Annotated in this window: 10 protein-coding genes; 9 read left to right on the top strand and 1 reads right to left on the bottom strand. The window is 44.7% G+C overall.

The features are described from left to right. Positions 1-48: 48 nt before the first annotated feature. The 7 genes from MHH57_RS20500 to yunB all read left to right on the top strand — a co-directional run bounded on the left by MHH57_RS20500 (position 49) and on the right by yunB (position 8,711). Positions 49-1,644 (top strand): response regulator, encoded by a 1,596-nt coding sequence (locus tag MHH57_RS20500; RefSeq protein WP_341071232.1) that lies wholly within the window; start codon positions 49-51, stop codon positions 1,642-1,644. A gap of 41 nt (positions 1,645-1,685) precedes the next feature. After that, on the top strand, positions 1,686-3,521 hold the full coding sequence (locus tag MHH57_RS20495; protein ID WP_342434459.1) for a histidine kinase: 1,836 nt from the start codon (positions 1,686-1,688) through the stop codon (positions 3,519-3,521). 99 nt (positions 3,522-3,620) lie between these two features. Next, positions 3,621-4,985, top strand: coding sequence for a sugar ABC transporter substrate-binding protein (locus MHH57_RS20490; protein WP_340933135.1), 1,365 nt, complete (start codon positions 3,621-3,623; stop codon positions 4,983-4,985). Between the two features lie 32 nt (positions 4,986-5,017). Continuing rightward, entirely contained in the window at positions 5,018-5,920 is a 903-nt protein-coding gene (locus tag MHH57_RS20485) for a sugar ABC transporter permease (protein ID WP_250240304.1), read from the top strand. A gap of 2 nt (positions 5,921-5,922) precedes the next feature. Beyond that, a complete protein-coding gene (locus MHH57_RS20480) occupies positions 5,923-6,759 on the top strand; it encodes a carbohydrate ABC transporter permease (protein WP_340933131.1) in 837 nt (278 codons plus the stop codon). An 83-nt stretch (positions 6,760-6,842) separates the two neighbouring features. Then, positions 6,843-7,775: an aldo/keto reductase gene (locus MHH57_RS20475; protein ID WP_029518192.1), complete on the top strand. Its 933-nt coding sequence runs from the start codon at positions 6,843-6,845 to the stop codon at positions 7,773-7,775. A gap of 126 nt (positions 7,776-7,901) precedes the next feature. Next, positions 7,902-8,711 carry a sporulation protein YunB gene (gene yunB / locus MHH57_RS20470; RefSeq protein ID WP_051718005.1) on the top strand — a complete coding sequence of 270 codons (810 nt, stop codon included), beginning with the start codon at positions 7,902-7,904 and terminating at the stop codon, positions 8,709-8,711. Positions 8,712-8,757: 46 nt separating this feature from the next. On the opposite strand, the gene MHH57_RS20465 is transcribed toward yunB, so the two are convergent. Then, positions 8,758-9,864, bottom strand: coding sequence for a M23 family metallopeptidase (locus MHH57_RS20465; RefSeq protein ID WP_342425214.1), 1,107 nt, complete (start codon positions 9,862-9,864; stop codon positions 8,758-8,760). Positions 9,865-10,110: 246 nt separating this feature from the next. Between MHH57_RS20465 and lipA the strand changes: the two genes are divergently transcribed. After that, positions 10,111-11,013, top strand: coding sequence for a lipoyl synthase (lipA, locus tag MHH57_RS20460; protein WP_029518195.1), 903 nt, complete (start codon positions 10,111-10,113; stop codon positions 11,011-11,013). A 24-nt stretch (positions 11,014-11,037) separates the two neighbouring features. Further along, positions 11,038-11,952 carry a YutD-like domain-containing protein gene (locus MHH57_RS20455; RefSeq protein ID WP_342434458.1) on the top strand — a complete coding sequence of 305 codons (915 nt, stop codon included), beginning with the start codon at positions 11,038-11,040 and terminating at the stop codon, positions 11,950-11,952. Positions 11,953-12,008: the final 56 nt, after the last annotated feature.

Raw genomic sequence — 12,008 nt, 5'->3', positions numbered from 1 at the left:
TTATACTGAAAAAAACATACGTGTATAAGATCGACAGGAGGGGAGTCAGTGAATTCGATCCCGCTGGGAGTGCTTGTTGTAGATGATGAAACTAGACAGCGTCGAGGGTTGGCTGCCATGGTCAGGGATTTACGTCCAGAATACGAGGTATGGGAAGCCAAGAACGGGAAAGATGCTCTGACCATTTCTTTATCCAAACCGATCCAGATCGTTTTTATAGATATTCAAATGCCGATCATGAATGGACTTGAATATCTTCAACAATTGAGAACATCCGGTCAGCATGAGACCAAAGTTATTTTAGTGACAGTCTACCAGGAATTTAGCTATGCACAGCAGGCGGTGCGGTATGGGGCGAATGATTATTTGGTGAAACCGGTGCAATCACAGCAGCTTATTGAAGTGATTGAACATATAGAGAAGGTAATTGTAGAGGAACAAGAAGCATTCAGTGGGAATCAAACAGCGTTGAATCAAATTGAGCAGAGTATGCCTGCATTTGTGGAGCATTTGTTTAGCAGATGCGTGACAGACAAGTTACGGCCTAACGAGAAAAGTCTATTAAAAAGTCACTTTGGATGGCATGGGGTAGGAGAAGTTCTCGCGTTGGGAGTATCCGCAGCCCACCCGGAGGATATACATATGTGGGATTCCCGTCTGCGTGATACGGTTGTTGAAATATTGCAGCCTTGGGTGTCTTCAGTCGTATTTCCACTCGAATTTCATAAAGACCATATGGTCGCAGTGGTGAACTGGAAGGATAGATCTGAAGGCAAGGAGGCCAAAAGCGCACTTCAAGCTGGGCTGAAAAAGATGGAGCAACAGCAAGCGATTTCAATCTGGTTTGCTTGGGGTCAGCCTTTTGATTTTAATGAAATGCAAATAAGCCAATCTCACGAAAAGGCCGTCGGCCTAATCTCCATGCGCTTTTATACACCTCACATCAGATGTTTGAACCTTGTCGTTTCAGATGATGAGCAGCCAGTACAGGAAATGAGCGCACACGAACAGATGGCCTTTTTTAAATTTATTGAAAGCGCTATCTCTAATGGAGAGCCCGATCAGCTATTGGATCGGGTGCAGAATTTCATTGGACAAATGACGCAAGGGTATCCTGCACCTGAAGCGCTTAAAGCAAAAGTGGTACACCTTCTGTTGGTTAGTTTACAACGGTTAAATATAGGGTGGAGTGAGGAAGTCTACTCACGTTTTTCGGAACGGTTGAACAAACCTGTCGAAGAGGCCACCTGTCTTCAGAACCTTGAGGATGGTGTTGCAACATGGTTAAAAGAGCTGATTCTTGAGCTTCATAGCGCCTCCAAAGGCGAACCCATTATGAAAAAGTGCAAGGAATTTCTAGATGCACATCTACATGAAGACCTTAGTCTGGAGATTGTGGCCCGGCGCTTCCACTATAATGCGTCCTATTTTAGCATTCTGTTCAAAAATTATTTTGGGCTCTCGTTCACGGAATATATGGTGAAGCTCAGAATGCAAAAAGCTCAGCACTTACTGCTGCATACAGACGCCAAGGTCGCAGAAATTAGTAGACAGGTTGGTTATAAAGATATCAAATACTTTTTTAAAGTGTTCAAAAAAAACGTAATGCACACACCGGAAGAATTTCGCAGGAAATTCAACTGATTGTTAGGTGAAAGGAAGATACGATGCGCCAAGTTAAATATATGTGTCAAAAATTTTTGGACAGTAGCTTTCGTACGAAATTGATGCTGTCCTATTTTTTGTTGTCTGGTTTTATCGTTTTGATCCTAGGTTTCGTTTACTTTGAAACGAGCGCACGAAATATTACTACAAATGTAACAGATAGCGTTACAAGCGTTCTGCGTAGTAATAACCAGCTGCTGGATAACAAGCTGACAGCTATTCAAAAAACCGTAGATATGATTCCGATCGACCATGACCTTCTTCAAACTATTACGGACGTGGACACTACGGATTCTTCATCGCTGTTACGAGCTGATCGCAGCATTACAAAAATTTTGTACAGATACTTTGGCAATATGGAGGAAGTATACGCTTCCCAAATTATGACGCAAAATTATGCATATGGAAGCACTGAGCGGATGTATATTCCTGTTCAGCCGTTCTATTCTTCTCCGTTGGCAACAACGGCGGTGGAAGCAGAGGGGGCTACCCAATGGATTCCCGCTTATTCGTATGCCGATACATTCCATCAGCAGGATTTAAAACGAGGCTCTTATGAGTTTAGTTCTTTATTTGCTGTAGTAAAGCAGCTCCATTTGACTGCATTAGATGATGCAGGAACCTTCCATACGCTTCCGGAGGGAAAGGAAAAACCTATACTTATATTGAATTTTCGTCCTGACTTGTTAAACGAGGGTTTTGAAGATTACGCAGCCCGTAGCGGATTTGCACATCTATCCTATGGCATGATTCAAGATAAAAACGGGATGGTCATGAGTTCAGATAGACAGCAACAAGTAGGGGAACCCGTGGCGGATTGGCTTAAGGATGCCATTACTTCGGAACAAGGGATGAAAATGGTAAACGTTAAAGGTCAAAGCATATTACTGGTTTACGAAGCCATGAAAACGACGGGCTGGGTATCCTATATAGCCATTCCTATGGAAGATGTATTGGGACATCTGTCAACGATTCGTACCTACACGGTGTTTTTTTTAGGCTTTATGATGCTCGTTGCTGTTATTCTTGCTTATTTACTGTCTGTTTATATCAGTAAGCCCATCACGGATATGAAACAGGCGATGAAAGTAATGGAGAAGGGACATTTTGATATTCGAATTCCTGTACGTGGCTATGATGAATTGGGAGATCTGGTGATTCGATTTAATCAAATGAATGAAAAAATTAAAGATTTAATCGAGGAAAATTACAAGTCGCGTCTGCGAGCCAAAGAGTCGGAGTTAATGGCACTTAATCTGCAGTTAAATCCTCATTTTTTGTATAATACCTTAACGACAATGTATTGGATTGCGTTAGAACATAAACAGCAGGAGCTGGGTCAATTGATCATTAATCTGGCGGAAATGCTGCAAATTACTACCCGAAACAAAAACGATACATGGAGCTTGGAAACCGATCTGAATTGGCTGGAAAAATACATTTACATTATGCAGAATCGCTTTCAGGACAAGTTTACGGTGGAATATGATATTGATCCTATTTTGCTTCAGATGGAGGTTCCCAAACTTTTCTTGCAGCCTTTTGTGGAAAATTCAATTATTCACGGCTTCGCGGAAATGGAATCAGGAGGTCTGATAAGGATCACAGCCTGGATTGAGAAGCAATTGGTGTGTTTTAAAGTGGAGGATAACGGATTAGGAATTCAAGAAGATCATATACGCCGAATTCAAGCTGGAGAAATCAGATCAACGGGTATTAAAAATGTAGACAGAAGAGTACGGCTATTATATGGAATGGAATATGGCGTTACGCTCCACTCAGCAGGTAAGGGGGCATTCGTCCTGATTTGCATCGGAGAAATTCATAGATCTAATCAAATGACACCAATCCAATGAGAGTACGACTTTTAAAAATGTAAGCGTTTGCTAAAATAAATTTAGTGACGAAGCAACAAACGAAAAGATAAAAAAATAACCGGTTTGGGGGCGTTACTCATGTTAAAACGAAAATTATGGATCGTCTGCATGTGCTTGATCGTTGGGCTTATGTCAGCCTGTAGTTCAAATGAGAGCAGCAGCAAACCAGTTGATTTGCAGGGTCACGAGCAAGTGACACTGACCTATGCCAGTTGGGGTAGCACCAATGAAAAGAAGGTTCAGCAGGAAATCGCTAAAAAATTTACAGAGAAATATCCGTGGATCAAAATCAACTATATGCATATCCCCGGGGATTACGTTACCAAATTAACGACGATGTTTGCTGCCAATCAGGCACCCGATGTATTTCCCATTTATAAAGCACAGGCTCTGCAATGGGCTGAACAAGGCAAACTATATAATTTAAATGAATTTTTGAAGGAGGATAAGGAGCTAACGAAGGAAAGTCTTATTCCTAATTCAGTCATCTATTGGGATAAGGACAAAGTGGCAGGGGTCAAGGTAACTGAGGAAGCTTTCGCCCTCTATTACAATAAAGATTTGTTTGATGAGGCTGGTGTTGCTTTGCCACCGGTAAAAGCTGAGGACGCTTGGACATGGGAGCAGTTTTTAGAGACAGCACATAAGCTCACCATTGATAAAGCGGGAAATAATGCGCTCAGCCCCAATTTCGATGCAAGTAACATTAAACAGTATGGAGTTCGGTTTGATACATGGATGTGGCATTTGCTTGTGCCTTCCAATAACGCAAGTGTCATTTCAGACAAAGGGGATTCGCTTAATCTTGAGAGCCCTGATGTGATTGAAGCTGTTCAGAAAATGGCTGATCTGATCAACGTTTATCATGTGGCACCGTCGCCGACGCAGTCCAAAAATATACCTTCCCCGGCCGTAGCACTGCAAAGTAAGCGAGTAGCGATGGATCTGGATGGACAGTGGGTTCAATTGGATCTTGGAGAATCGAAAGTGAATTTTGGTGTAGGCGTGTTACCCAAGCTGAAGAGCAGCAAAACGATCCTGTTTGGCGAACCGGAAGTGATTTCTGCCAAAACCAAACATCCTAAAGAAGCATGGATGTTTTATAAATTCTTGCTGGATGCTGAAAGCGGACTTGACATGCATTCCAGCGGATTGTGGATGCCTGTCATGAAAAAGTGGTACACCGAACCAGATTTGATTAGCAAATGGGCCGATGTCAAACCAGGTCATGCCGATGGTTACCGTGATGCTGTAATGAACCAAACGCTGCATAACGGTGTCAATTCTTACGACTATTATCTGAAAAACTCGGAAAAAATCAATGCCATCATTAACCCGGCGCTGGATCAGGTATGGCTAGGCAAGAAAACGGTGGAGCAAGCATTTAAGGAGGTTTCCGCCAAGGCCAACGCGGAATTTAAGGGGACGTATCCAAAAGAATAGGATGAGTGTTTTGACAGAAAGAGAGGGATAGAATGCAATCATTATCTTCTATTCGTAAGCAGGAAAGTTGGTTGGGGTGGCTTTTTGCCGCCCCTGCTATTCTCGGCTTTGTCATTTTTGTTCTGGGACCGATGATCGCTAGTCTCTGGTTCAGTCTTACCGATTACAAGGTAGCTTCACAGGCTAATTTTATCGGTCTGGATAATTACGTCCACTTATTTGACGGTACGGATCAATTTTTTTATAAATCACTCGGGGTTACGTTTTATTATGTGTTTCTAAGTGTGCCCCTGCAAATTATTGTAGCTTTCTTTTTGGCGATATTACTTAATCAAAAGGTAAAAGGTCTGGCTTTTTTCAGGACTGTTTTCTATCTCCCTACCATTGTGCCCCTCATAGCATCGTCTATGATCTGGATGTGGCTGTTTGATCCGGATCTTGGGTTGCTAAATGTGGTGCTGCGTGCGCTGCATTTGCCCGAAAGTCAGTGGATCTATAGCGAAGGCTCGGTAGTCCCTACTCTGGTTTTAATGAGTTTGTGGACCGTTGGAGGAACCATGATTATTTTTCTGGCAGGCTTGCAAGATATACCTAGACATTATTATGAAGCCATTGAAATTGACGGTGGAAACGCTCTTCATAAGCTTATGTATATTACAATTCCATTGACATCGCCCACTATTTTTTTTAATACGATTATGGGCTTCATCGGTGGGTTTCAGGTGTTTGTTCAGCCTTACGTCATGACTCAGGGCGGACCCAATAACTCCAGCTTGTTTTATACCTTTTATTTGTTCCGCGAGGCATTTACTTTTTCAAATATGGGTTATGCCTGTGCTATTGCTTGGGTGCTCTTTATTGTCGTTTTGGTATTCACTGCCTTTCTGTTCAAGACGGCCCGAAAATGGGTGTATTACGAAGGCGGGGGGGCATGAAGATGAAAAAACGCGGTTGGAGTTGGAGCAGGAATTTACTCTACACAGTTCTCATAGTGGGCTCCCTGTTTTGTATGTTTCCTTTTTACTGGCTGGTGCGAAGCTCCATGATGGATTTAAGTCAGATTTTTTTGATCCCGCCAAAATGGATTCCAGAGCCTTTTGTATTCGAGAATTTTTTACAGCCGTTTGAAGAGTTATCCTTTGGGCGCTATTTTGTGAATACATTTATCGTCGTTGCGGGTACTTTGGCAGGTGTACTTCTGTCGAGTACCATTTCTGCCTATAGCTTTGCGCGAATGAGATGGAAGGGAAGAGATAAGGTATTTGCTCTATTATTAAGTAGCATGATGCTTCCGTTTGCAGTCACGCTGATTCCGTCGTTTATTGGTTGGCAGGCATTAGGCATGGTTAATTCGTACGTTCCATTGGTATTACCTTCGTTTTTTGGTGGAGGCGTTTTTAATATTTTTTTGCTAAGACAATTTTACATGACTCTACCACGAGAACTGGATGAAGCTGTATTTGTGGATGGAGGCAATCATTTTACGATTTTTACCCGTATTATTTTGCCTTTGTCGAGGTCGGCGATTTTGGTCATTGGATTATTTACGTTTCTGAACACATGGAATGATTTTATGGGGCCGCTGGTTTACCTTAATGATGAGAGCAAATTTACGTTGGCGATTGGGCTGCAGCAGTTTCAGGGAATATATTCAGCTCAATGGGGCGTTTTGATGGCCGCTTCTTTAATTGTTGTCTTGCCTGCTATTATTCTGTTTGCCATAGGACAGAAGTATTTTATGGAAGGGATTGCCTTGACGGGGATTAAAGGATAAGAGCAACTGCTAGGTACGCACTTTGCTTTTTTTGGAATTTAATAATAAAATGGAAGTAACTTTCGAAAAGGAGATGACGTGAATTGGCAGAGCAAGTGCGTCTTGGTAAAACAGATTTATATGTAAAACCAATCGGTTTGGGTGCAAATAAGGTGGGAGGACATAATCTCTTTTCCGATTTGAACAATGAAACGGGCAAAGAAGTCGTTCGCACAGCTTTGGACAATGGCATCAACTTTCTGGATACGGCTTTTATTTATGGACCTGAGCACTCGGAACGATTAATTGGTGAGGTATTGAAAGAGCGTGGTCAGCGTGATAAAGCTGTTATTGCCACGAAGGGTGCACACAAATTTGTGAACGGAGAGATTGTTTTTGACAACTCGCCTGCTTTTTTACGAGAATCCGTCGAATCTAGTCTGAAAAGATTGCAGACCGATTATATCGATCTGTTCTATATCCATTTCCCCGATGAAGCTACGCCGAAGGCAGAAGCAGTCGGAGAACTGAAGAAGCTTAAGGACGAAGGCAAAATCAAGGCTATTGGCGTATCTAACTTTTCCATTGAACAACTTAAGGATGCGAATAGCGACGGTTATGTAGATGTGCTCCAATCCCAATATAATTTGTTTCAACGGGAAGCTGAGAAGGATCTGCTGCCTTATACCAAGGAAAATGGCATTTCGTTTGTGCCTTATTTCCCGCTAGCTTCAGGATTGCTGGGTGGTAAGTATACGAAAGACATGACCTTCACGGACATCAGAGCGAATAATCCACTGTTTCAGGGAGATACATTTGCTCGTAATTTGGACAAAGTGGAGCAGGTACGGGAGATTGCCAATGCGTTGAATGCAGAGGTTGCTCACGTAGTGCTCGCATGGTATTTGACACGCGATTCAATTGATGCCCTCATTCCAGGGGCGAAGGGGCCGGAGCAGGTGCTGGCGAATCTGAAGACGCTAAATGTCCAATTGAGTCAGGCTGATATCGAAAAGATTGACCATATTTTCAAATAATGAGTGCACCTTATATTTGCAATTATATATTTGTTCCATCTAGAGGAGCTGCCGGACGGGCGGCTTCTTTTTCGTCCCTTCCTTGCATATCCTTGTAGGGTAAGTTCAACGCTGCGGGGGGATCGGATGATGAGAAGACCGCAATGGCACAGCGCGCCCAACAGAAGGCGACGCGGCAGACGTAGAGTATTTTTGATTGTGGTACTGGCGCTGCTGGTAGGAATCATACAGGTGGCTGCTTATGTGGAGCAGCATTTGAAGCCGCCTATGATGCATCTGGCAAAAGTGCGGGTCAAACAAATGGCGACGGAGGCTATTAATTCAGCAATTACAGCACAGGTAGAGCAGGGGAAGACAGCTGATAATTTGATCGAATGGAGAACGGATGCACAAGGAAGAACCTCCGGCTTTGTTCTGAATTATGCAGAGCATATGAGAATTACGTCAGACACGCTCAAAGCAGTTAAGGCAACGATGGACAGCATGAGCCATTTTGATGAGAGCGTTCCGATTGGTCAGGCATTGGGCAGTCCATTGTTGGCAGCTTATGGCCCCAAGATTCCTCTAAAGGTGGAGCCGCATGGAGCGATTAAGGTGGATTTAAATACGCGGCAACAGGATGCGGGCATAAACATGATCTTGGTTGAAGTGTATATTCGGATTACGACGGAAGTGTCTGTGGTTATACCGTTTGAGATGCAACCTCAGATTGTGGAGACGGAAATCCCCGTTTCTTATTTGCTGGTGGTGGGCAACGTTCCGATGTACTACTATGACAATCAGGGAAAACCAGTAGGTAAAAATGGTGCAGCCGCTCCGCAGTTGGCGTTGCCTCCCCATTCCATAGAGAGTAGCGGCGCTATAGATTCCAGCATAGTAAGTGTTCCAGAGGTACAGGAAGACCCAAACTCCTCTAGTCAGCCCCCAACGCCATAGAGCAGAATGGAGTGACGTGAGTTGCTCTGGAAAAATAAAAGGGACCCTATGAGGAGGTCCCTTTTGTCTTTCCTTTTTTGAGCGCTTTGCGTTCGGACTGCTCCCACTGTCTTAATAACGGATACGGGTCAAAGGACCAATCTGCCCAGCCATTGTCCCGATATATACCGTAGTGCAGATGCGGTGGAAACTTGCCTTGGGTACCAGGTTTTCCATAGCCCGAGCTTCCGACCCAGCCAACCGTCTGGCCAGGTGTAACGACGTCTCCGTTGTGAACGGTTTTGTCAAAGCCGGAAAGGTGCGCATAGTAGTGATAGCGGTTGTTGAGATCTCGGATTCCGATGCGCCATCCTCCAAAGGGATTCCAGCCCTTCATTTCAACTACACCGTAGCAGGTACTGCGAACTGGAACTCCGTAGCCAGCAAACAGGTCAGTTCCTTCATGTATACGGTAGCCCCCCCAGCTGCGACGGCTTCCCCATGTGCTGCGGTAGCTATAAATGCTGCCTAAGGGAAGGGGGAAAGCTTGGCTGACCAGATCCAGCTTGCCATACGTCCGATACAGCTTGGCAAACTGCTGAACTCTTTGAACTGCGCGGCTGTTATGGTAATATTCCCAAACGGCAATACCAAATTCATCCTCGTTGTTTCCATACTTTCCGAGATAAGATGCGATGCTGAACAGCAGATCCTTGTCATTATTGCGGTCAGCAATTCCATCACCCGAACCGTCTTGTCCCAGCCCGGAAAATAGTTCTATGGAACGTGGATTTTGATCCTCCGAATCAGGGTTCATCAAGCCGGACCAGATCGGTCCCGTAACGAAAATACCTATGGTTCGTTCTGCATGCTTGCGATCTTTGGGATGGGCCACCGTAAGTGTACGTTCATACTGGTCGATGGCGGCCAGCCTGTACCAAGGGACTCCTGTCAGGGCTTCGATGGAACGATATAAAGCAAGCCTGGAAATATACATTGAAGACTGTGCATGTTCAGCATCTACATTAACTGTCAGGCTGCTTCCGGCGGACGAGGACTGTAAGTGATTGGCAAGGGCATGGGCAGGAAGCGGACAGGCCGTTGTCAGTGTAGCAGCGCATATCAGCAGCGATAACAGACGAACAGCGCGGGCTGTCCGCGTAGGGTAAGGCACGTGAACCGACCTCCTATAGAAGGGCTTAACCGCCCAGTAAATTCTAGACCCTATTCAATAGCGTGAATAGGGCGCTTTTGTTTAGATTGAGCCATATCCGCCGCTTTTATCCATATAAAAAGTTTACTTTTTTCGGCATCAATGTCATATCAAAAAGGGAACAATGAATGGAGGTTTTTCCATGGCTTTCATGTTATAATGTATGACAATGACAGCTTAAGCTTATCAGAAAGAAGGTCTATGCCATTGTCTAGAAAAGAGAAGGAAGCTAAGCCCGACTGGATTCGTATTAAACTTACGACAGGCGATAACTATCAAGAAATCAAGAGCATGATGCGTTCCAAGACATTACATACCGTATGTGAGGAGGCACGATGCCCTAATATATATGAATGCTGGGCCAATAGGACAGCTACATTTATGATTTTGGGTGATATTTGTACGCGTGCGTGTCGTTTTTGCGCAGTAAATACGGGATTGCCTACGGAACTTGACTTGCAGGAGCCTGATCGCGTCGCAGAAGCGGCTGGGAACATGAATTTGAAGCACTGTGTCGTAACCAGTGTGGCTCGCGACGATTTAAAAGATGGGGGCGCTACTATATTTGCAGAAACGGTTCGTGCGATTCGCGGCCGGTTACCTTTGTGCAGTGTAGAAGTATTGATTCCCGATTTTATGGGCGATATTGAATCGCTGCGAATCGTCATGGATGCCAAACCAGATATTCTGAATCATAATATTGAAACGGTGGAGCGCATGTCCGACAAGGTTCGGGCTAAAGCGAAATACCGTCGCTCTCTGGAGCTGCTTCAACGTGCGAAGCAATTAAATCCGGCTATTCCAACGAAATCAAGCATCATGCTAGGTGTCGGAGAAGAGTGGGACGAGATCTTACAAGCCATGGATGATCTGCGTAAAGTCGATTGTGACATTCTGACAATTGGTCAATATTTGCAGCCGTCCGAGAAACATTTATATGTGCAAAAATATTATCCACCGGAAGATTTTGCGAAGTTAAAGGAAGAGGGATTACAGCGGGGATTCAGCCACGTCGAATCTGGACCGTTGGTCCGCAGCTCCTACCAAGCGCATGAGCAGGTGAAGTCAGCCGCTCAGCATAAGGAAGAAAGCGCCCTTTCGCAGGCTTGATCCGGGAAAGGCGGTCAGAATAGCTTGTTTCAAATCGGTGGTAAAAACTATGAATTGTTGCAGGATCACAAGAACGGATGGAATCCCGAAGCGTTTCGTGATCGGTATAGTGAAGTGCTGGATCGCTATGATTACATTATTGGTGATTGGGGTTACAATCAGCTGCGTCTGAAGGGCTTTTATCGAGACGGCCATCCCAAAGCAAATAAGGATACATCTATAGTGGTACTGGACGATTACATTAATGAATACTGCAATTTTGGCTGTGCCTATTTTGTGCTGCAAAAAAGCCGTGAAGTGATTAATAAAAACGGCGTCAATGATGAAATCGTTGCTCCAGATATTCAGCAGTTGGTAGATGCTCAAAGGGAACAAGCGGGAACGTTAGAAACCGAAGAGCAGCAAGAAGTATTGCAACATACAGCTGGAGAACAGGAGTGGCCGCAACCACAACAGGATTCCACAGCTACGGAGGAATCGCGAGTGGAGCAGCCTCGAGAATTCCGAGAACCACGCGAGTTGCAACGTCGGGAACCGAAGGATGCCCAGGAAGTACGTGAGCGACAGCCGCGTGAAGCTCGTGAAAGTCGTTCATCCAGAGAAGGACGTGAAGGAAATCGGCAACGTGAGCCACGTGAAGCACGTGATTCGCGCCAGCCAAGAGAACCACGTGAAGCAAAGGATGGACGCAATCCGGGTGAAGGGCAGCAAACCCGCGAACCGCGTAGACAGCGCAATCAGCAAGGGAATTTCGATAAAAAGGAATCACGTGGACCACGCTATGAGCGTCAACCAAAGGAAAATCGGGAGGGACGGCAAGTTCGTGTCTCACGTGAACCTGAGGGCCAGCGTCAGACCCATCCAGCTGCTAAAGCCGAAAAAACTGAGGGTAGTAAAAAGAATAAAACATTTACTGCTCCACAACAAAACGGTTCCTGAATTTTCAGGAACCGTTTTGTTTGTAAAAAAAGAGCCAGAGTCGGCTCTTTTACAGG

The sequence above is a fragment of the Paenibacillus sp. FSL H7-0442 genome (genome assembly GCF_038593105.1).
GTDB lineage: Bacteria > Bacillota > Bacilli > Paenibacillales > Paenibacillaceae > Paenibacillus > Paenibacillus polymyxa_D.
The sequence above is the reverse complement of the archived record's forward strand: the minus strand, read 5'-3'. Positions and strand labels throughout refer to the sequence as shown.

What these genes read in the sequence shown, in the direction of transcription:
- MHH57_RS20495 (WP_342434459.1), top strand. Translation starts at nt 1,686, where the DNA reads ATGTGTCAAAAATTTTTGGACAGTAGCTTTCGTACGAAATTGATGCTG.
- yunB (WP_051718005.1), top strand. Translation starts at nt 7,902, where the DNA reads ATGATGAGAAGACCGCAATGGCACAGCGCGCCCAACAGAAGGCGACGC.
- MHH57_RS20490 (WP_340933135.1), top strand. Translation starts at nt 3,621, where the DNA reads ATGTTAAAACGAAAATTATGGATCGTCTGCATGTGCTTGATCGTTGGG.
- MHH57_RS20480 (WP_340933131.1), top strand. Translation starts at nt 5,923, where the DNA reads ATGAAAAAACGCGGTTGGAGTTGGAGCAGGAATTTACTCTACACAGTT.
- MHH57_RS20485 (WP_250240304.1), top strand. Translation starts at nt 5,018, where the DNA reads ATGCAATCATTATCTTCTATTCGTAAGCAGGAAAGTTGGTTGGGGTGG.